This window comes from Labilibaculum euxinicum, assembly GCF_009795715.1.
Taxonomy (GTDB): domain Bacteria; phylum Bacteroidota; class Bacteroidia; order Bacteroidales; family Marinifilaceae; genus Labilibaculum; species Labilibaculum euxinus.
Genome location: NZ_WTCR01000004.1, coordinates 1 through 24,578 on the forward strand (window position 1 = coordinate 1; position 24,578 = coordinate 24,578).

General features: G+C 37.8%; 11 protein-coding genes. All 11 read right to left on the reverse strand.

Annotated elements, in window-relative coordinates; genetic code table 11:
* A partial coding sequence (locus GQR60_RS05695; RefSeq protein ID WP_225441353.1) for an MBG domain-containing protein occupies positions 1-5,181 on the reverse strand: 5,181 nt, incomplete at its 3' end.
* Positions 5,182-5,688: 507 nt separating this feature from the next.
* Positions 5,689-5,874, reverse strand: coding sequence for a hypothetical protein (locus tag GQR60_RS05700; RefSeq protein WP_124992015.1), 186 nt, complete (start codon positions 5,872-5,874; stop codon positions 5,689-5,691).
* 728 nt (positions 5,875-6,602) lie between these two features.
* Positions 6,603-7,508 (reverse strand): helix-turn-helix domain-containing protein, encoded by a 906-nt coding sequence (locus GQR60_RS05705; protein WP_124992016.1) that lies wholly within the window; start codon positions 7,506-7,508, stop codon positions 6,603-6,605.
* A gap of 260 nt (positions 7,509-7,768) precedes the next feature.
* Positions 7,769-10,039, reverse strand: coding sequence for a S9 family peptidase (locus tag GQR60_RS05710; protein WP_124992017.1), 2,271 nt, complete (start codon positions 10,037-10,039; stop codon positions 7,769-7,771).
* A gap of 86 nt (positions 10,040-10,125) precedes the next feature.
* Positions 10,126-10,950 (reverse strand): M90 metallopeptidase family protein, encoded by an 825-nt coding sequence (locus GQR60_RS05715; RefSeq protein ID WP_124992018.1) that lies wholly within the window; start codon positions 10,948-10,950, stop codon positions 10,126-10,128.
* Positions 10,951-10,965: 15 nt separating this feature from the next.
* A complete protein-coding gene (locus GQR60_RS05720) occupies positions 10,966-12,162 on the reverse strand; it encodes a glycoside hydrolase family 27 protein (protein WP_124992019.1) in 1,197 nt (398 codons plus the stop codon).
* A gap of 156 nt (positions 12,163-12,318) precedes the next feature.
* Positions 12,319-13,935: a RagB/SusD family nutrient uptake outer membrane protein gene (locus tag GQR60_RS05725; RefSeq protein WP_124992020.1), complete on the reverse strand. Its 1,617-nt coding sequence runs from the start codon at positions 13,933-13,935 to the stop codon at positions 12,319-12,321.
* A 10-nt stretch (positions 13,936-13,945) separates the two neighbouring features.
* Positions 13,946-16,945: a SusC/RagA family TonB-linked outer membrane protein gene (locus GQR60_RS05730; RefSeq protein WP_124992021.1), complete on the reverse strand. Its 3,000-nt coding sequence runs from the start codon at positions 16,943-16,945 to the stop codon at positions 13,946-13,948.
* A gap of 219 nt (positions 16,946-17,164) precedes the next feature.
* Positions 17,165-19,528, reverse strand: a complete 2,364-nt coding sequence (locus tag GQR60_RS05735) for a glycoside hydrolase family 127 protein (protein WP_124992022.1) — start codon at positions 19,526-19,528, stop codon at positions 17,165-17,167.
* Positions 19,529-19,569: 41 nt separating this feature from the next.
* Entirely contained in the window at positions 19,570-21,975 is a 2,406-nt protein-coding gene (locus GQR60_RS05740; protein ID WP_124992023.1) for a glycoside hydrolase family 127 protein, read from the reverse strand.
* A 38-nt stretch (positions 21,976-22,013) separates the two neighbouring features.
* Complete coding sequence (locus tag GQR60_RS05745; RefSeq protein WP_124992024.1) at positions 22,014-24,425, reverse strand: glycoside hydrolase family 127 protein; 2,412 nt, start codon at positions 24,423-24,425, stop codon at positions 22,014-22,016.
* Between the last annotated feature and the right edge of the window lie 153 nt (positions 24,426-24,578).

Sequence of the window (24,578 nt, forward strand, 5' to 3'; positions counted from 1 at the left end):
ATCAACTGTTACCGTTATTGCTTTTTGAGTGATGCTAAAAGCTTTACTCACGAAAGTTAAATCGTAGTTCGATCCGGCACTCAGTGTTCCGATTGTAATAGCATAACTTCCTACATCTTCTCCTGTTGCTCTTGAAAGTGCTCCGGTAAAAGAATCGCCACTTTCCAATGTTGCTGACGTGGTGTAAGTGAAAGTCGGGTCTGCTTGTCCATAAACTTTCGTTTGCCCGGCATCAACTGTTACCGTTATTGCTTTTTGAGTGATGCTAAAAGCTTTACTCACGAAAGTTAAATCGTAGTTCGATCCGGCACTCAGTGTTCCCTGTAAAATGGCATAAGAACCTACAGATTCTCCACTTGTTCTTGATAGTACTCCGCTAAATGAGTCACCGCTTTCCAATGCTGCAGATGCCGTGTAAGTAAATGTCGGATCTGCACCTCCGTAAACTTTTGTCTGACCGGTATCAACTGTTACCGTTATTGCTTTTTGAGTGATGCTAAAAGCTTTACTCACGAAAGTTAAATCGTAGTTCGATCCGGCACTCAGTGTTCCGATTGTAATAGCATAACTTCCTACATCTTCTCCTGTTGCTCTTGAAAGTGCTCCGGTGAAAGAATCGCCACTTTCCAATGCTGAAGATGTCGTGTAAGTAAATGTTGGATCTGCACCTCCGTAAACTTTTGTTTGCCCGGCATCAACTGTTACCGTTATTGCTTTTTGAGTGATGCTAAAAGCTTTACTCACGAAAGTTAAATCGTAGTTCGATCCGGCACTCAGTGTTCCGATTGTAATAGCATAACTTCCTACATCTTCTCCTGTTGCTCTTGAAAGTGCTCCGGTGAAAGAATCGCCACTTTCCAATGTTGCTGACGTAGTGTAAGTAAATGTCGGATCTGCACCTCCGTAAACTTTTGTCTGACCGGCATCAACTGTTACCGTTATTGCTTTTTGAGTGATGTTTAATCCTTGCGAAACCTGGGCTGCCACATCATAAGTGTCGTCACCGGCTTGGTCAGCATAAATAGTGCATGAACCAACTCCAACAATATGAATCTTTCCGTCCACAATAGTGGCCACAGATGTATTAGAACTACTATAAGAGACCGTTAAACCACTACTTGCCGTAGCTGAAGGATCAAAGTCACTGTTACCATACGCTTTATCTGAAAGAGAATTAAACGTAATGGTTTGAGTTTGTTTGGTTGTAAAACTTTGAACCCCACCATAGCTCGTTCCTGCACTATTAATTGCATACGCCTGAAAGTTGTAAGTGGTATTGGGAGCAAGTGAACCAATAGTTTCACTAAAAATTCCAGTCGCTGCCCCATTTGAATCTTGCGTTACATCTGCTCCTCCTATCTCGGGAGATGCGTTTATCGAAGAATAGACAACCCCGGTTTCGGTTACATCAGCACTACCTTTATCTGACATATCACCTCCCATAGTTACTGAGCCTGAAGTGATAGAAGAAACCGCGGATGTAGAAACTGTTGGTGCCACATCATCATCGGTCAGGGTGATTCCTACGGTTTGATCGGTCAGCGCATCGAAAGTGTCATCGCTGGAAGCATCCTTCACCGCAACAGTGATTGTTGCCGTGTCATCTCTGTCGATATCGTCATCCACACCAGTAACTGTTACCGTCTGCGACGTGTCCCAATTAGCCGATGTAAAGGTCAGTGTTGACTTATCTATCGTAGCTTCATCCGTTTTATCGCTCGTAACATCAAAAACAACGTCACTTGTCGGTTCTGAATTTAAAACTACAGTAAAGCTGCCTGTTCCTGCATTTTCATCAATTGTTAAGGCTATTTTGCTTACCGTAAAACCAGCTGTATCATCATCGGTCAGGGTGATTCCTGCAGTTTGATCAGTCAGCGCATCGAAAGGGTCATCGCTGGAAGCATCCTTCACCATAACAGTGATTGTTGCCGTGTCATCTCTATCGATATCGTCATCCACACCAGTAACTGTCACCGTCTGCGGCGTGTCCCAATTAACCGATGTAAAGGTCAGTGTTGCCTTATCTACCGTGGCTTCTTCCGTTTTATCGCTTGCAACATCAAAAACCACATCGTTGGATGGCTGAACATCTAAAACAACTGTGAACGTGCCTGTTCCTGCATTTTCATCAATTGTTAAGGTTGTTTCGCTTACCGTAAAACCTGGTGTTGTTGATGCAAAAGCTAAATATGCTCCATTATCAGGATTTATCGAAGCCCAATAATAAGTTCCATCGTCAGCTAAATTGACAATATCGTCAGAGCTGTTGAATGTTAAATCATTAGATGCTACCAAAACAGGTATTCCAGAAGGGAACATTATCGCTGTTTTTGGTATAGCAAAATACACCTCTCCTACCGTACCGGTCTCATCCACTTTCCAGACACGGTCTGAACGGTTATTGGTGCCTCCGTCGAAACTTGAGGTAAATGAGTTTTCAGTTCCATTATTATGCCCCATCAGCATAAAGTTGCCATCATCAAGTGAGGTGGTTCTGCCCGCATCGGAGTTTGATGAAGTGAAATCAGCGTTTGTTGCCAAAACAGGGCTGTTACCACTATTTACCGATCGTGATACTTTTTGGTTTAACCCACTGGCATCATCACGGCCAATTCCGAAAATATCATTATCATAGCCTGTATTATCGGTAGCGCTCCAGATGGTGCTTCCATCAGAAGCCAGATAATCATCGGTTTTTGAAATACCGTATTTAAGCGCCAGATAAGATTCGACCTCTTTTACTTCAGTATCAGAAAGATCAGCAGCATAAATGATATATTCGGCGACATCTGTAGTAGAAAAGGAAGATAAATCATACGGACTTGCTCCAAAGCCTAAATAACCATCAGAGCTGCCAGCCAATGAGTTGAATGAACTTGTCTGTTTCTCCAGAGCACCGTCCAAGTACAGGAACAGGTCTCCTGGCTGCACATCTTGTCTTGCAATAACATACTTATCGATCATAGTTGTACTTCCAGCCAATGTAGTAACATTGTTGCCATAATCAGCACGTTGGTAACCATTTGCCCTTTCGAAATAACCTGCTCTGTCATGTTCGCCTCCATTATCATAACCATACCCAACTTCAACCTTTCCTGCTGTAGATTTTTTTACTAAGAAGATAGTATTTTCATCTGTAGTTGAATTGAAATAGGTTGTATAGGGTGAAGTAGCGGAGGTTCGTATCGCATCATCACCATCAAAAGATACAGCAGCGTTGAAGTTTGCACTGTTAGAAACCACTGCAGGATCTCCTGCAACATCATTCACAGTAGTTATATTTACACCATATGGTTTTTGGCCTTCCCAACTCCCAATATCTCCATTGGTTATTGAGTTGCCCCCGTTTGTCGTTCCACTGTTGGCATTAAACCACACGCGTAAATTGTCAATTACTCCACCAGGGGCTTTCGGACGAACTACATCAATATTAAGGGTTGTTGTTGTTGTCATGTTGATGGTCGGGTCACCAGTCATTCCTCCATACTCAACAATATATGCGCATGGCGAAGTATTTAGTCTATCATTCCATGTTCCAGCGGTGTATACTGATTTATTCGTGAAGAATTGTAAACAATACTCACCACCAGAAGGCTGACCCGCGTTCCAGTTTACATAACTACCATTGAAAGCAGTTGCACCAGTTGAGAATTGCTCTCCACTCTCTGGTCCCGTCACCCATTTCCATGTACCATTTGTTTCGCTATCCAAACCTCCCAACCACAAGACATCATCAGTATCATCTTGTATGCCCAGAATAAAGTTATTCTCGGCTGCCGATGTTACAGTACAAAGGTAACCTTGCAATCCGTAATAGGTTTTAGCACTGGCAGCAGCCTCTGCCTGGTCCCATGTTATAGTAGCATTCACATATTCATAAAAGTGTCCGTTTCCTAATTTTCCGTCTTGCGAAAAATAGTCGTCATTGGCCAGTGAAATGGTAAATTCACGTTGGCTACCATCTATTAAACCAAATAATGGAGCATTGTTTACATAGGTAATACTTCGCATGGCATTTTGGTACTCCAAAGGTGAGGCGTCGCCTAATAATACTAATGCTCCTTGCGTATCATCAAAATAACCTGTTATTTTGCTTGTATTTGTAAAAAGCAGGGTATCCTGATTACTCTGGTAACCAGAGCCAAAATGAATTGTTAAACCCTTAATATTGCTCTCCTCTGCATAGGTAACCGTAAAATTAGGAAATACAATTATCGGATTATATTCGCTGGTATTATATGTTGGCGAATCATTGTTTCCATTTATTACCGGAGGTTGGGGAGCGACTACATTTAAAGTTGTTGTCGTGGTCATATTTATTGTCGGGTCTCCGGCCATTCCACCATACTCAACAGTGTATCCTAAAGAGGTGTTGTTCCCTCCATCATTCCAGCTTCCGTCCGACGAATTCATTAACAGACAATTCTCAGCGTCACCAGTGTTATTTGGTTCTCCGGATTTCCAATTCACATAACTACCATTGTAAGCAACTGAAATCGATGAAAATTGGTTTCCTGCTTCAGGTCCTGTAACCCATAACCAGCTTCCTTCCGATGCCGCATCGGAACCTGCAAGCCAAGTATTATAACTCGATATCTTGCTTTTTACAAAACTATTTTCTTCTGCAGAAGTAACAGTAGCCAAATATCCCTGTAATCCATAATATGTTTTAGCGCTGGCCGCCGTTTTTGCAGCATCCCAGTATAACGTACTATTTATAAACTCATAAAAATGTCCGGTAGATGGGGAATAGTCGGAATTAGCAAATGATATCGTAAACTCACGCTGGGCGTAGCTGGCAGAACCAGGTGCAGCATCATTTGTATAGGTGATACTTTGCACAGCAGTTTGGTAATTAGAAGGCGAAGCTGATCCAGATAGGATGAGTGCTCCGTTGACTTTATCAAAAGTTCCGCTTATCCCATTCTGGGTGGTAAACGAAAGAATGTCCTCATTCTCAGAATATCCGGAAGTAAAGGCAATTACTAATCCTTTAATATCGTCACCATCTGCATCGGTAATGGTAAAGTTTGGGAATACAGTTACCGGAGTATTTGTTTCGATATAATACTTTGGAGAAATGTCGTTCCCATTCATTTCGGGTGGAGTATCAATGCATAATGAGCTCATCGCCGCAAACATCAAACCTCCAAGTAGTGTAGTAAATTTGTAAATCATGTGGAATTATAAAAAATTTATTAAATAGTATTGTTTTCAACTTTTCCTGTTTTCTCTTCAATCCAAAGAACCCAGTTTTTGTTTAAATTAATATAAACTCAGGAATGTCAACTTTTTAACATGTAACTTTTGTCGAGGAAAAGCATTATATTAACAGCATCGACAAACCGCGCAACAAACTCTAAATCAACACCATAAGATTCTAATCAAATATCAGGTTGCCTGGAGATTGATCCAACCATTCGGCATTGCTAAAACTACTGGAAGTAAAACCGGCATCTGCTTTGAGCCAAAGGTTAAGGCCTGTTGAGACACCTCCGGGGATTGTGCTAACAGACTTAAGTTACAAAGCAAAATGATGTACAATAGGTAAAATTTTCTCATGTGTAATATTCTTTAAGTTTTATTTAGGTTTTTTGGTTCTGTTTTCTTGGTTGTCTCATCCAGAAAAATAACAAACAAATACTCTATAAGAGCTTTGTGAAGTTCTACGCTTCTGTGTATGATTTAGGGATGTTGAACAATTTGAATTGGTTTCAAATTCAATACAGGTTCATATGGAAAATGAGATTCAATCTCTTTTAAAGCCAAACCTCTGCAATTTGCTATTGTTTCTTCACGAATTGCACCAATGGTATTATTTGTAAATTCCAGATCTGATGCAATCCCTTTTATGCATTCTATGAAACACAACTCCAATCGTTTTACAAATCTCCCTTTTACACATCAAAGTTTTATAAATTCAATTTGTTCCATGTTAAGCAGGTTTTACTTTTTGGTACGAATAAATATTTAGTCGAATTTGATCGATTACTACGAAATATGAAACACAGTAAATCTGTAGAAAAAACGGCAATAACAATAACACATAATATCGATCCTCTAACACTTTTTACTGATGAACCTTGGTTTTTTTTAAGAACAATCAGATTTACACCAAATTTTTGAACTCAACAATGAGCTTATAATCAAAAACTCAAAACTTCAAAACAATTAAGTAGATACAATGGATACCGCCAGACAATCTGCAGATGAATATAATATTAAAGAAGAAATCTTTTTTAAACTACATCACGCAAAAGAATTATTCAAGCCTATATTATAATAGAGGGGACGCAGTTTACACTACCTTCTTTTCAGTAAGAAAGCTCAGTTGCAATAAAAATACAGGGGCAATCAAAAGATTCTGCCCTCTTAGGCAAACGCATTGGGGCAAAAGAAGCTGAAGATGTTATTAGCTTGTCCTTACAAATTTATTGCAAGACAGTTAGCCACAAAATATTGCAGTTGCCGCTTCTTTCAAACTGCTTATTTCAATTTATTAACTTTTTGGGAAACCATTCTCTTCTCAAATTAAAAACCATTTTCTTTCTTAATAATCCTCAATAAAATGGACTTGCTAAGGATTAAACAGATAGTAACTAGTTAACCCTTCTATATTCTGTTGGTGTTGCACCTGTTTTTGATTTAAAAAAGCGGGTAAAATAATGGGGATAATTAAACCCAAGTAAATAGGCTATTTCACTTACTGAATTAGTGCTACTTAATAACATTGCCTTTGCTTTCCTAATCATCAAATTGTTGATGTAATCTTTGGCAGAAATCCCTGCTTCTTTTCGAAGCACATCACTTAGATAATTAGGGGATAGGTTTATTTTTTCTGCAATGTCCTGCACTGTTGGAATTCCCTTTTCAGCAAGTAAATTTTTTCCTATCCAATTATTTACTATTTTTTCAAACTTTACTACAATACCTTGGTGTACAATATTACGGGTTTTAAATTGACGTTCGTAAAAACGAAGAGAGTAATTTAGTAACAATTCTAAATTTGAAATAATCACCTTTTGGCTATGACAATCAATATTTTCTGTATACTCTTTTTGGATGTTAGAAATAATATCATTTAATGTATTTCTTTCTGATGTGGATAGATGCAAGGCCTCATCAGTATGATATTCAAAAAAATAGTATTGATTCATTTTCTGACTCAAATGCGATTTGCTGAGAAAACTGGGATGAAAAAAAAGCATCCAGCCTTTATTTTCATTTTTTCCAACTGGTTTGGTAGCCGTAAATGCTTGCAGTGGTGCAGTAAACATCAAAGCTCCATTTTCAAAATCGTAACTGTTTCTTCCATATTCCATACCACAATGCACATCTTTTAAGGCAATACAGTATAAATCTGTCACAACTTTTATGTCAACCATTTCTTGTGTTACCTCTATATCGGAAACATCGATTATTGTAATTAGAGGATTCTTGGGAACATCCATATTTAACATCTCATGCAGTTGCGAAATAGAATTTACTTTGATGATTGTTTCCATTTATAAAAGATTTTTATTGCAGATTGTAAACAAATATGTGTAATTTTTTTTTAACATTTCGTGTTAAAAACAGTATTTTTTTATTTATGCTAAGTCACCATTTTCCCGTCAAACTGCAAAAACCATTAAAAAAATAAGCAACTATTCTCGGTCACATTGTCAACAAATTGAAATTGGGTTCAGCCTTATTCAGCACCTATTATTTCAAATAAAACACCCACTACTTTTCATTAAAGTAATGGGTGTCAACTAAATAATTACTATTTATTTTTTATCTCGTAACAATTCGGTACATTTTTGTGCCACAAATTCTTCACAAAATAATCCCAACGTTTCCGAATAAAATATTTATTGTAGTATAGACTGCTGTGATCACATTCTGGTACCAACAGTAATTCAAAATCTTTATTGGCTTTTATTAAAGCATCTGCCATTCGCATGGATGAAGCCGCATTTACATTGTTATCCATGTTTCCATGCGCTAACATTAATTTCCCCTGCAATTGACTGGCTAAAGACAAATTGGATTGCTCGTCGTAATGTTTCCCTGCCGGAAAACCCATGTACAATTCGGGCCACCATGCTTTGGCAATTCTGTGATCGTGATTCCCTGCAGAAGAAACGCCAACCTTGTAAAAATCAGGATGAGTTAACAGGGCATGTGCTACATCGTATCCTCCGGCCGAATGACCATAAATTCCCACATTTTCAATATCGATATAAGGATATTTAACCGCCATTTCCCTGATGGCTTTAATGTGATCGGGAGCACCTATATCACCAAGGTTTTTATAAGAGAAATCATGAAATTTTTTGGATCGATAAGCAGAGCCCAATCCATCAACCGTAATCACTACAAAACCGATTTGTGCCAATGACACATCCATACTGTACAAGGCCGAAGTAAATGATTTAGGAGTACGAATTGTTTGCGGACCAGAATAAGTTCCATCTATTATCGGATACCTTTTTGTAGAATCCATCTTAAAAGGACGATAAATCACTCCGTAGATATCTGTTTTGTTATCTCTCGCTTTTACTTTGTACATCTCCGGAGCTTTCCATCCCATTGCAACAAGGTCCTCAATATCAAGTTGAGCAAGGTCAAGAATCTTAGTTCCGTTTTTTACACTTCGAATTAGAAAATGGTTGGGCAAATCAACCCGCGAATAATCATCGAATACATATTTTCCATTCGGACTTATTGAACAAGTATGAGTTGCATTTTCAGGACTCAGCAATTTAAGTCCCGAACCATCAATGTTGATCGAATACAAATACGTGTAATATGGATCACCCTTTTCTATACCACAGGCGGTGAAATATATTTTCCCCTTTTTATCATCCACCTTACATATTTCGCGAACCACATATTCTCCCTTGGTGATTTTATTTATTTGCTTACCGGTTTCATAATCGTACAGATATAACTGATTCCATCCTTCTTTCTCCGATGACCAAATAATATTGTTACTGGTTTTATTGATCCGGTACAAAAGCATATTTACATCCACATAGGTGTCGGCGGTTTCAGAAATCACAGTTCTGGTTTTTCCTGTCTCAACATTTACATCGATTAATTCCCTTGTTTGATAACCTCTTTGGTAACGAATGATATACGCATGTTTATTGGATTTCCATTCAAAGCCACCTTCTAAAAAGCTTGCATATTCAGGAAGGTCGCATTCTATTTGTTTACCCGATTCGATATTAAAAATAACATACGAAGTTTTAGCAAGACATGTATCTCCCGCAAGTGCACGTTCGTAAGAATATACTTCGGCCCGTAATCCTTTTTCAGGAGAACTGTGATACATATATAAATTTTGAGCTTCTTTACGGTTAAATTTGCTGCAAATAAGATATTTTGAGTCAGGAGACCAATACGCACTTATTCCGTATTCTACATCTTGCTTTTTGCTTTCATTGCGCACAAATTCCCACGGAATGGAATTGCCATAACTAAGTGTTTCGCACCCATCTGTACTTAAGGGAACAATATTGCTGCCATCTTTATCTTTCAGATAGATATTATAATCCTTTATAAATGCAATTTGTTTGTTGTTTGGAGCAGGCAACTCAGTTATATTTCTTTTTTCGGGATTAGCTGCCGATTTTAATTGATAGTTTTTCAAATTGATTGTAAAGCAGGAAGTGTCTACAGTAAACTTTAATGTATCTCTGCCCTTTAAGCTAAGTCCGGTTAATTTTAAATCATACGCTTTGTATTCTTTATGCAAAAACTCAGAAATTTTTTCTGCCAATTTCGCATGATCAAACAAAGGTGTTTTTTGTTTCTTTTTTAAGTCTGCCAAAAAATACTCATTCCCTTTTCTTGTTTTGGTTGAATACCATAATGAATCCCCCTTACCAATCCAGTTGGGTTGAATTCCCGAATTATAAACTTTAGCCCGTGAATTATAGTAAAGCCACTTTTCAGCTTCCTGATAGTCTTTCAACTCTCCCTGCGCAAATATATTTCCTGCGCAAAGCAGTAAAAATATAATGATCGTTATTTTCTGAACTTTCATTTGTTTTCAATTAATAGTATGATGTACATTATTCATTTATTAAAGGCTTTCACACCCCTATTCGGCAACCATTTCTTATTCTTTTACTATTCCCGGTATAAATTGGCTGTAGAATGGCGGGATGGACTTTTTTCGAATTCAGGAAAATACCGCGCAACAATTTCATACAAATCAGGATCGTATTTTTTCATATCTTCCCGGGTATTCACCCAATTGTGTTTTCCATCAGGAACCTTAACTTCGGCATTCACATTAAACCAGTTCTGAACTCCTTCGGCCCAATATTCATATATATTGGTAGCAGCATACATTTTTTTGTATTTCCCTTTAGCAATGGCATTATCCAATTTTTCCTGCAGTAAATTGTTGAATGTAGAATCGATTGGTGCAATTCCAATTAAATGAATGGCATGTGCAAATTCATGAACCAAAATATCCTCAGCGTGATATTTATCAATCTGATAAGCAAGCAGGTTCTCTTCAGCACAAGAGGTTAACGGCAATTCCATATCGCCGCCTAGTCCCCGGGCTCTAAGATCCCAGTTCAAAGTAGTGTCCTGAGCCAAATGTGCATGTTCCGGAATATCGGTTGTCCCTTCGTATCGCGCCATAATAGCAAGTCTGGCATTTTCTTTTACCATCTGATTCAAAACTTTACCAGGCAAACTTTTAGTCATAAAATCAACAATATTACAAGCCACATAAAAAGCTGAATCAGGAACTTTATTGGAGCTCATGATATGAATTCCATTCACGTTAACATACTTTTTATAGAATGAATCGAATTTAAAATCGGAAGGCGGAGATGTAATTGTAAATATTTTTTGCCCTGACTGATCCGTTTTTTCATTCTTTGCAGATGCCACGAACAAAGGCATCAAAACTGCGATTAGAATAAGAATTTTTTTCATTTATAATGTTTTTTATTATTTATTTAACTTCGACAAGCGAACTAACAAGCTTCCATGGGGAGGAATTTCTTTAACAAGATTTTCATCGGTTTTCCCAATAATTTTATGTTCCCACAAATCTTTTACATTATATACATTTCGATGGATACTAACATCTGCTGCAAAATACATCGTCTGTTTTTTCCAGTCGTAATCTAATTTCCAGACTTCATCAGTACGGTTTAAAAAACATACAGCCACTTCTCCGTCTGCAAGCGGTTTTGCCCAGATTTCATATTCGCCCATGTCTATAAATTTTCTGGCCTGATGTCCATCTGAATCCTGATCAATTGCTATTACCTCCTCATTCATAAGAATTTCAGCTGTTGCCTTATTTAAATTTCGCAGGTCGTTTCCTGCCATCAATGGTGCGGCCAACATGGCCCACATCGAAAAATGTGTTTTATTTTCATCCGGTGTCATGCCTCCATTTCCCACTTCCAGCATATCAGGATCATTCCAATGTCCGGGTCCTGCAAATTCATATAAATCAGCTTGTTTATCAATAATGTCGAGAACTCCAAGTCCGCCCCAATCAAAAGTACATTGGTAACAATCCCGAATATCGGCCGTTGTCCTCCACAAATGTCCGATTCCTTTCCCCCACTTCCAAGGCTCACTTTCGCCCCATTCGCAAATAGAAAATACAATCGGTCTTCCGCTGGCTTTAAGAGCATCACTCATTGTTTTATAAGCCGCTTCAGCTTTTTGTCCCTCATCGAAACACCAGTCGTATTTCAAATAATCTACACCCCACGATGCATAAGTACGGGCATCCTGAAACTGATATCCTCGACTGCCCGGACGAGACTGACAGGTCATTGACCCGGCACAGGAGTAAATGCCAAATTTTAAATCTTTGCTATGCACATAATCAACAAGTACTTTCACTCCTGACGGAAACCGTTCCGGATCAGCAATAATATTTCCAAGACTATCGCGGCCCACCTGCCAGCAATCATCAATCACCAAATATTCGTAACCAGCATTCCGCATTCCACATTCCGCCATTGCATCAGCCATTTCCATAATCAGACTTTCGCTTACGTTACAGCCAAATTTATTCCAACTGTTCCATCCCATTGGAGGCGTAAGTGCTAACTCTTCAAATTTTTGACTGTATCCTTGAAATACCTGAAAAACAATCAAAATTAAAAAATACTTTCTTATCATTTTCAATACTTTTTAAGTTCGATGAAATTATTTATTTACAGATGAATCCCTAAGTAAAAAAGATTATAAACCAACTTACAAGAAAATCGCAAAAACATTCTATGCTCGAAAGAACTTAAAAATGCTTTTGCGATATGTATTATATTCTAAAAGTTATTAACCTCCGGTATATCCAGGGTTTTGAACCAAATTTGAATTGGTATTCAGTTCTTCCAGTCCAATTGGAAAAAGGATCGTATGTGCGCCCTGAGGTTCATGATTGTACCAGCTTTTTGTTTGGTATACACCAAATCGAATCATGTCTGTTCTACGTCTGAATTCAGCAGCAAACTCCCAACCCAATTCATCTAAAAACCGACCATACAATACAGCAGACTGATCTCCAAGAGAATCGATTGTTCCATCTTCGGCCAATGTTCCATATTGAATAGTTGTATTTCCCAACAATTCAGCTCCGGTTACCTTTGCATCGTTAATATCGTCAAAATCACGTGTTCTCACCTCACTAACCAAAACTGCAGCTTCATCACTGTTTCCTGTGCGAAGCAAGCATTCAGCCTTCATAAGTAATACATCTGCATATCTAAAATAAGGCAAATCATTACTCATGTTACTTTTACATCCAGCTTCAATTTCATATTTGCAAACACGATAACCTTCCTCAAATTCGCAATCATAAATACTAGGCATTTTGTTGACTAAAGTCATTACAACACTCCCATCAGTAGCATTGAGCTGATCGCCATGTAACCATGTTGCATCAAATCGCTTATCCTGAGAATCATAACTATTGATAAACTGAGGATTTGCACTTGAACCACCCCATGGTTGCGCTGTCATATTAAAAACATCACGATGTGCAGGCAACAGCTGTTTCATGTGCGCATTCCAACCAGTTCCATTTTTATTGTCATAAGGAACGGCAAAAACTATTTCATCAGAATCTTCGTTATCAACTTTAAAAATATCCTTATAATTTGATTCAAGATCATATTTCTCACAAGCAATCACTTTGTTACAAGCAAGAATACATTTCTCCCATTCTGCAGTGCCACTATACACTTCTGCATTTAGATACATCCTGGCCAATAACTGATAAGCAGCCCATTTTGTGATACGTCCGTATGTCGTTTGATCAACAACTTCGGTTAAATTCTCAATAACATCAGTATCAGTTAACTCATCAATGATAAATTTATAAATATCTGCCCTTGAAGATTGTTTGGGCAATTCATCATTATAAGCAATAACAAGAGGAACATTTCCATGAGTATCACAAAGAATTGAATACCACAATGCACGCAATGCACGCAACTCTGCTAATACTTTTACTGATTGTTCTTCTTCAATTGGAAGTGATCCACTTTGAATTTGAGACATCACCCGATTCACATTATTTATAGCCTCATAGCAGGTCAGCCAGGTGTTTCTACATTGCCATTGTTCGTTATCCCATGTGTGAAAATGCATCCGCTTATAGGTTCCACCATCATCCCATCCATTCGGTCTGGTTGGAGTTATCATTATATCTCCTGGTTCTTCTTGAAGATCGAATAAACCCTGCCATCCCATAATATAACGAAGCGGGGTATAACCAGAGGCAATTAATGCTGTTACATCAGCTTCCGTTGCCGTAAAAGTTTCTTCCAATACTTCAGAATAAACTTCCTCATCCAATTTGACACAGCCTCCAAACAAAATTGCAAGCAATAAAATAAAACCAGTAAATGCCGGCTTTACATATATACGTTCTTTTTTATATATTAATTTCATGATTCCAAGTTTAAAAGGTTACGTTAACACCAAATGTAAATGTTCTTGTAGTAGGATATTTGTCTCGTTCATCATTACCCGGAGCTAAACCTGTTTGTTTCACCTCAGGATCAATCCCTTTGTAACCAGTAAAAGTGTGTAGATTCAATCCTGATACGTAAACTCTTAGATTTTTGAAAACATCTTTATTTTTAAGATTTACAGTGTACCCCAAGGTAATGTTATCAATTTTCCAATAATCACCATCCTCAACATAATAACTCACATAGCGCTGATCATCATTCAATACAGCTTTTCCATAAACTTTATCATAAGCAGAATTTAAGGTGTTGTATGCAATCTTTGGATTTTCATAAAACATCCGAGAAAAATTTAAAATTTGATAAGAAAATGCTCCCCTCATGTTGATGTTCAAATCGAAGTTTTTGTATCGAAAGCTATTGTTCCAGCTAGCATAGTATTTTGGAATTCCATTCCCCAATACCTGACGATCATCTGTTGATGATTCTGTTGCTGAAATTCTTTCACCATTAGGTTTTTCTATTATCCAAATGCCATCGTCTGAGATATCGACACTCTTTAATCCATAGAAATTTCCTATTTCGCCCCCTATTTTAACAATATGAGTTGTTGTTTGAATAGGCTCGCCGGTATAACCATCTTCAGGATAGAAAAAATCATTTGTGGTTTTAAACTTGTCATTTGATAAAGAAACCAATTCATTTTTGTTGGTTGAAAAGGTCATATTAGCTTTCCACTCAAAGCTTGGTGTTTTAATAGGAGTCACATTAATCAAAGCTTCAAAACCCTGATTTTTAATTTCTCCCACATTTGTCATGATGCTGCCATAAAGGTATGGTGGTGTTGGAACATCGTAATTCCATAAAGCATCTTTGGTTTTTCTGTTATAAAAATCAAAAGCTCCGCTAACTCTACCATTTAATAATCCAAAATCAAGTCCTATATTAATTTCCTCTTTTTTCTCCCAACGCAAATCAGGATTATCATTTCGGGCAGGAACTAACTTTCGAACCCATTCTTTATTGGAATAAAAATAATCGCTATAATTTAAACTACTTAAAGAATTGTAAGAATCTGCCACATTAGTTCCGGTAACACCAAAACCAGCACGTAATTTTAAGTTATCAATCCAGTTAATTTCTTTAACAAAATCTTCTTCAGACATTCTCCATCCCAAAGAAACTCCTGGGAAATTTCCCCATTTATGGTCTTTACCAAACCGTGAAGAACCTTCTCTACGAAGACTTGCCATGAATAAATACTTATTGGCAAAGGAATAACTTACCCTGGAAAAGAAAGCAATTAATTTATCAGAGTATTTATAACTGTCCATGCCTGCTTCTCCTTTGGTCAAACCACTTCCAATTTCAAGATTATTGTACGTATATCCATCAGTAGGAAAGTATTTGTTGTTGGCCCAGAATCCTTCCGTCATGTTGTCTTCATAATTATAACCAGCAAGAACAGATAAATTATGATCCCCGGCTATCACTTTCTTATAATTTACAGTAAACTCTGTATAGTTGCCCAAATAATTTTCGGTACCACGGGAAGCATAACCTTCTGACCCATACTTAGTAGTTGAAACATGATTTTTAGTTTCATAATATCCGCGAATGTTTGAATTGCTTTTTCTGGTATACATTCCCTTTACGTTAAGCCCTTCGAATAATTTATAGGTTAAACTGGCCTTAAATCTCACATTACGGTACTTGTTCTCACCATCAGATTCTTTTAGGTATGCAACAGGATTATCGTAAAAATATACATCACGCTCATACCAACGACCGTCTTCATTTTTAATTGGTTCAGTCGGATTTCGGATTAATGCCTGTCGGTAAACATATTTATTAAAACTATATCCATCTCCACCAGTCCAGTAATTTTGTTCGCTTATTATAGTCCCGATATCTGCAGTTAATTTACCATCAAACATGCTGTGACTAACATCAATACGACCGGTATATTTTTCATTATCTGTTTTAATAAAAACACCCTGATTATTTTTATAATTAAGTGAGGCTGTTAAACTCGTATTCTTGGTGCCACCTCTAAAAACAACATTGTGAACATGGCTTACAGCTTTTCTTGTAATTTCATCCAGCCAATCTGTATTGGCTCCATAATCTTTCAAATTAGCTCCTGTGAACGAATAACCTTCATTCCACTTTGCTCTTAAGTCTTCAGCATTCATAAAATCGAGCTTTCGGCTGATAGATGCAATTGAGACATAACCATCGTAGGAAATGGTAGGTTCCATACCTTTAGTACTTCTTTTTGTTGTAATAATGATAACTCCATTTGTTCCCCTGGTACCATATATTGCCGAAGCCGATCCATCTTTTAATACATCGATAGATTCAATATCTTCCGGAGCAACAGATTCAAGGCTTCCCGGAACACCGTCAACCAATACCAAAGGAGCAGAACTTCCTAACAATGAGGAATTTCCACGCAACATAATTACCGCTCCTTCTGTTGGATCTCCTGAAGGTGTTGCAATGGTTAAACCCGCAACTTTTCCTTGAATCAATTGAGCCGCATCTTTTACAGCTCCCTTAATAAAATCATCAGACTTAACGGATGCAATAGCACTGGTAACATCACCTTTTTTAACACTACCATAACCGATTGCAACAACTTCATCCAGTCCAAAAACATCTGGACTCATAACAATGCTTAACACCTGATCAGTATACTCAACCTTCTGATCTTTAAATCCAATAAATGAGAAATGAATTACATCTCCAACAGATGCCTGAATCATAAATTTACCATCGATATCAGACACTGTTCCAACGGTTGTTCCATCAATAAATACAGAAACACCCGGTAATGGAACTCCAGAATCATCCACTACAGAACCTTGAGCAAGTTTTTGGGAGAAAACCTGCCCAGATAAACTCAAAAAAATCACTAAAACAAGTAAAAACCTTAAACAGCTGTTTTTATTACCAAGCTGTTGAGGGGGAATGACAATTTTTTTCATAAATGTTATTTTTGGGTTAAAAAATATGACTCAAATCTGTCTATTCTTTAGGCTTTGGACTATCACTATTGTTTAAAAAAGTAACAAACATGTGTTATAAGTCATTTTATTGAAAAAAAAAACCTTTCCCGGACAAAAAAAATGCAAACCTCAAAAAAGAGATTTGCAGTTTTCAGAACTATCCACCATTAAAAACTAACTAAAATATTCTTTCCTTATTTATTGCTTAACAGTTCTTACACCAAATACCGGTCCTGCTCTATGCCCTTCGTGAGGTTTAAATGTAACCAACACTTTATCTTTGGTCATGCAAATATCATCGGACAATTGATATAAGATATCCACGAATTCACCCGGCTTTTTATCTGCGATATTTTCTGTCGCAAGTAATTTTCCGTCAATCAAGATATCAAATGTTTTAGCTCCGGTACTTCCGCCCCAATATTCAACAGCCAAAGCCAATCGATTTCCTTTCATCAATCCCATTTCAAAGGACATTACACCACCTCTGTTAACAACACGGGATCTTTTATTTTTTATCACATCAACGGATGATTTTTCGCTCGTGAAATTATGATCACGTTCGGGCTGCATTTCTCCTGGTTGGAAAAAGTCAACTGTCATTTCTTCCAATTTCTTTTTCTGTGCTTGTTTAGCTTGATATTCCTTTTGGTATTTCGCCCATGATTCTTGGTTGAAAATATCAAAATATACAGAATACCTTACATCATGCACTTTATAGAATGGCTTCAAAACAAAATCATGCAAATATCCAACCGATTCTGTTTTGAATGTATTTACTTCTCCTTCTACAGAACTCAACCAATTCGAAGGATCTCTATCTTCTGTCATAATAACAGGCACATACATTGCATCAGTTGCTTTTGGATCGTCTTCCGGGCCTAATTCACCAGCCATTACCATCGGACCATACATAATTGCAACACGGTTGCTGTCATCAGGCATGGTTTCCAAACGAAGTGTAAAAGGCATCTTATATTCCAATACATCTCCATTTTTCCAGGTTCTTTCAATAGAAATAAAACTTTGCGGCTTTTGATCAACAGATATCTTTTCATTATTGATATAAATCTCCACACCATTTTCAGCCCATTTTGGGTAGCGCAGTTTAAGCATAAATTTACTGGGTTTTTCGCAGTTAAACTCCAGTTTTGTCCCTTGTTCTTCCGGGTAAACAGTTGTCTGTTTTACGATCAAACCTTTGCTTTTCCATTTTAGTTCAGAACCAATAAATTGACTTACATACAATTCATTATTGTTGTGAAAATAAATGTTTGCTCCATATTTTGAATGATTCTCCATTCCTGTTCCCACACAACATGTAAACCAATATGGATCCTGATATACCTTATGACCTCCCATTTCCAATGACAAATTATAGATCACCCGACCATCAACAGGGTGCTGAGAGGATAAAATATGATTGAATAATGCTCTTTCATAGAAATCGGCAACCTCAGGAGCGGCATCCCACTCAAAAAGATGACGGGACAGCTTCAACATATTGTACACATTGCATGTTTCAGTCGTATTTTGACTAAGACGGTTGCGTAAATGATCCGACTCCCCAAAATATTCATGATTGCAATTACCGCCTGTAACATAGGAGTGATGATTTACAACACGATCCCAGAAAAACTCAGATGATTCTCTATCAGACAAAGACCCTGTAAGCTCATAACGGCGGGCACATCCAACTAGTTTTGGAATTTGTGTATTCGCGTGTATTCCCGGCAAGATATCAACATGATGAGCCAAAGAATCAAGCACCTTTTTGTGATGAAACACCTTAGACAGCTGCAGATATTTCTCATTCTTGGTTAATCCGTAAAGATCAGCCAACGACTCATTAATTCCGCCATGCTCACAATCCAGCATGTTCTGAATTTGTTCATCATTTAAGTCTTTTACAATGGTTGTTAACCAATCTGCAAATTTTATATTGATTTGTAAAGCCTTCTTATTCCCGCATAAATTATAAGCATCAGTCAAACCAGCCATCACTTTATGCTCGGTATAATAGGGTACCCATATTCCATTCAAATCAAATCCTTTCGAACGTATATCTCCTTTTGCTACTTCTTCTTCAAGAATCCGCTTTCCGTCAGGGAAAGCACCTATGTATCCTTCACCGTCAGCATTCTGACAAGCTTCCAGCTCATCAACTATATAATTAACCCGGTCAAGAAAACGCTTGTCGTTTGTTGAATTATACATTAAGGCACAGGCACTTAAATAATGTCCTAAGCTATGTCCTGCTATTGTATTTGCCTCCCAACCATCATAATGCTCTGCTTTAGGCTGAAGACCTGCTTCGATCCGAAATTTTGCCAGCAATCTGTCTGGTTCATAATTCAACAAGCTCTGCACATTTAATTCCATGGCCTTTTCGAAAGGGCCATCAAGCAATTTAACATCCTTTAAATCAAATGGCAGTACTTTAAATTCAACCACCTCAGGGCCGTTCGTGCTTATTCGATTATCTTCGATACCTGAACAGGAAGATAATCCAACTCCAATACAAATTGAAAAGAATAAAGCTCTACAAAAATCGAATCTCATATTTTAATAATTATATAGTTATCAGAAAATTACAGTCTCAATTATTTTACCTTCCATTCCAAAATACCACCCGACTCACCTTTTTGCAGTTGAGCTGTAATTCGAAGTGCTTTTGTTTTTACAGGCTTAAAATTCACTGTGTTGTATTTATCAAGTTCCACTGTAAAAACATCGCTGGTTTCGACAGGAACCCATTTCCCCTTGCTGTCTTTGTATAGTAATGACCATTTTTCGGGCACCTTATAATTGCCGTCGTAGTGATCCATATTAAGCCAATAAACCGATGACTGAGACAATACAACAGGTTCTTTAAATTCATAATCAACAGTTTCTTCCGATCCTTCTTTCTGCCACCAGTAGAAATATGATTTATCAGTATCACCCGAATTTTTAGGAGTAAACCCATCATTCAAACCTGGAGACCAATCTGTTGATGAAAATGCCTTGGCCGAATCTGCAGGTGAATATGCGGGTTTTACGATAGCCGATTCTTCCGCGGAAGGTAGCCAAACCAACATATTTGCTGTTCCCCGATTGTTCCATGCATAATATGGAATGGCTTTAAGACTTGCAGGTTCAATTGTTTTTGCATCTCCAGATTGACTTACCCTGCTTGCTTTCATTGTAAGTGTTACCACCCCACCTAAAAGATTTTCTTCAAATTGAGAACTCACGTTTGCATCTTGCGATACAAACTCATCGAATAAATACGCATTATTGTTGTCTTTATCCTCGAAGCAATACACTATTGGGCCACGTTGGTAAGCCAATTTATTATGATCATTGATCACCTTTTCGCTGGCTTTTATTTTACGCACAGGCATTGGAAATTCAACTTCTATCTGATCTCCCGCATCCCACTTTTCTCTCAAAATGGCATAACCATTCACCATTTCGGGTGATTTCTTCTTTCCATTTACTTTAATGGTATAAGTATCTGTGACATTTTCAACAAAGTGATACAAATCAGATGGTACAGGTTGATTTTGTGCCCATCCCGGAATGCGAATTTTCAAACCAACACGTTCATTTGTCTTTTTATCAACTGAAATTGTAAGCTTACCACTCCAAGGATATTGTGTCTTTTGTGTCAGACTCAGGGTATCCTTTCCTACTGCAACGTCAGCGTGACCTTCAGAAAATAAATTTACATACACAGAATGTTCATCAGTTGTATAAATATAACCCGGTATCGAGGCCATAAACCGTGTAATATTGCCCGGACAACAAGCACATCCAAACCAAGGTGCGCGATCATGATTATGAACAGATTCAAGAGGATTATCGTAGAAAAATTTATCGCCGCTTAAGGATACACCCGAAATAACTCCGTTGTACAACACACGTTCAAGTACATCGTAGTATTTTGAATTTCCATCATTCAAAAACAAACGGTAATTCCAGTAAACATTTGATATCGAAGCACAAGTCTCACAATAATCCGTCATATTAGGCAATTCGTAATTCGGGCCAAAGCCTTCACCTTGAGCACGGGAACCAATTCCACCCGTAATATATAATTTTTTAGAAACCACATTTTCCCAAACACATTTTGTGGCTTCCATCAATTGCTTATCATGCATCAAAGAAGCAACATCAGTTACACCTGAGTAGAGATATCCCAAACGAACAGCATGACCAACTGCTTCATCCTGTTCAACAATTGGTTTGTGATCCTGACTGTATTCATTCAATTCATGACCATCAGTACCCTTTCCTGTTTCGTCGATAAAGAATCGTGCCAGTTTAAGGTATTTTTCATCATTTGTAACCCGATACAATTTTACCAATGCCATCTCCACAATCGGATGACCTGAAGGAACTTTCTTTTGTCCTTCGCCCGGACCAAAAACCTGATTCACCAAATCAGCATTTTTGATCGCAATAGTAAGTAAAGAACATTTTCCGGTTGCCTGATAATGAGCAACAGCAGCTTCATATAAATGACCGCAATTATAAAGTTCATGGCTGTTCAAACGATCCCAACGTCCCTCTCCGTACCAACGCTTCAAACGCTCACATTTGTTGGTTAGGCAAGTGTACAGGTAACCATCCTCTTCTTGTCCGGCACCAATTAAAGTGATCAAACTGTCCAGATAATGATCCAATTTAGCATCATACTCTACCGCCAGCGTATATGAAGCTCCTTCCAGCACTTTGTAAACATCAGTATCATCAAATGGGAAATCACCTTGGTGTTCTCCTTTGATCAAACCACCAGCCAGAGCAAAATTATCCATACGCCCGGTCTCTTCACACTTTTTAAATGCTGATGGAATTGACACAGTTCTGTTAATTTCAATTTTAGGAGCCCAAAACTGATCATTTAAATGAACAGAGGTAAAGGGAACCGGATTTAAATGTCCTACAGTTTCATTCTCCTTTTTAGCACAAGAAAATGCAAGAAAACCAAACAATATCAGGAAACTATAATATCTTAATCTCATTATATATCTATATTTAGTATGAAAATTCGGTATCGGAACTATTCCAATTCCCATTCGAAAATTCCTGACGCATTTTTTTCAGGCAACTTCACTTCAAGTTTTATCGCATTGGTCTTCACTGTTTTAAATGAAACTTTGCTGGGAACACCTTTTGTTGCAGTGTAGGGTTCATTATTCTCAACAGGCATCCACTCACTGTCTTTATTTTTATAGTAAATTTTCCACTCTTTTGGTATGCGACAACCACCCCAGGGAGCATCATCATACCAATAAACGGTTGAACCACTTACTGTTTTCTCACCGTCAAATTCGTATGAAATCCATTCTGTTGTTCCTTCTTTAGGCCACCAATGGTAATAAGGTACAGCTTGAGCCTTACCATTTTTAGGGATGAGTTGGTCGTTAACCGCACTAATTGCTTTCACCAAATGCGAGGCATCAACTTTACTTTCCGAGGCAAGAGTGGGTTGTTGCATGGGACGACTGGTACTTAAATCGTTGGAAAGCCAAACTGTCATTTCACCACTTCCACGATGAGCCCAGGCATAGTAAGGAATCATGTTCAATTGAACATCTTTTACTTCGATTTTACCTTGTTTGTTGTAATTAAGTACCTGAGCATCGGTATGAATCATATTGATGCCATACAGTAAGTCTTGTTTGTTTTCAACAGTAAATACCGGTTTTTGTGGAATAACAGCACTCAATACACTATAATCATTATCAGGCCACTCAGCGCAATAAACTACAGGACCACGCTCAACAGCAACTCTGCCCTGATCAGCCTCAACCAATGGATGAGCTTTTACAGTGCGCGCTTCCATATCGAAATGAACTTCAACCTTGTCGCCTTTACGCCAAGTACGACTGATAGTGAAATAACCATTTTTAAGTTGACTTGTAACAGACTGCCCGTTTACTTTAACTGAGTATGATAATTTTTTATTATCAGTGAAAGTATATAAATCACTTGGTACTACCTGACCTAACACCCATCCCGGAATACGGATTTTAAGGTTGAAGTTTTGTTTCTTCTTTGGATTTACATCCAGATTAATATCACCAACCCAAGGATAATTGGTTGTTTGTTTCAATACTACCGGTTTTCCATCTACCTTAATTTCCGAATTATTCGACATGAACAAATTTACATACAAATCACTTTTATGTACTGCATAAATATATCCTGGAACAGAAGGAATAAACCGGCAAATATTTGACGGACAGCAGGCACAGCCAAACCATGGCCGGCGTTGGTGCTGACCAATTGATTCAAGAGGATTTGGATAGAAAAATCCATCGCCTTCCAACGAAACACCACTAATCAACCCATTATAAAGAGTGCGTTCCAGTACATCGTAGTATTTTGATTCGCCATGAAGCAGAAATAGTCTGTAATTGAGATAAACATTTCCGATGGCAGCACAGGTTTCACAATACGCCGACATATTAGGCAACTGATAATTTTCACCAAAAGCCTCACCATGCCCTGTAGCACCAATACCTCCTGTGATGTATAATTTTTTGCCCACAATGTTTTCCCAAATTCTATCGATGGCGTTTACATAGGTAGTATCACCGGTAAGCGCAGCCACATCGGCCATGCCGGTATACATATAGGCAGCACGAACTGCATGCCCAACAGCTTCGTCCTGTTCCAAAACCGGTTCGTGCGACTGACTGTATTCACTTTTTATTGTGGTATACCCCCGCTTATCTAATAGGAACTTTGCAAAGTCAAGATATTTCTGTTCTCCAGTTGCAACATATAATTTCGACAAAGCCATTTCTGCAATCTGATGACCTGGAACTACTGTTACCTGTCCTGGTTTATCTCCAACTTCCCTTACGGCACAATCGGCATACTTTTTCGCGATATCTAAAAAATTTGTTTTCCCAGTTGCCTGATAATGTGCCAAAGCACCTTCAACCATATGTCCCAGATTGTACAACTCATGGCTAAGGTCTTCCTCTTTTTCCCAACGTTTGGTTCCTGCCCATTCATGCGGATGTGCAGGATTCATTGTACGGGAAGTGTATAAGTATCCATCTGCCTCTTGCGCAGCTGCCACAATTGTCAGCACACTGTCAATATATTTGTCTAATTTTTTATCAGGAAAAGTCTGCATTGAATAGCTTGCTCCTTCAATGGTTTTATACACATCGGTATCATCAAATGAAAAGCCTTCCACTTTAATCGTATCACTTGGATGTGCTGCCTTAATAAAGTTTTCATATCGACCGGTTTCTTCACACTTACTAAAAGCCAATGGAATAGTAACTTCACGACTTGCTTTCAGTCTTTGTCCCCAAAACGAATCTGTAACTTTTACAGAAGTAAAAGGAACAGGAGAAATGGGGTATCCACCTGTTTTATTTTTTTCCTGAGCATTTGCTGCAAAACACAAAATGCAAAGCGCAAGTGTTAAAACTCTTTTAATTGTTGTCATTGTTATATCCTATTTTTTTAATATTACCATTTCTAAAATTAATTACTTTTCAAATGTAAAATTGTATCGAAATGCTCACATTAAGTTGTCGGTTTGTTCAAAATAATAGTACAAATGTTTTTAATTCTTCAATTACATCGATTTATCAAGGCT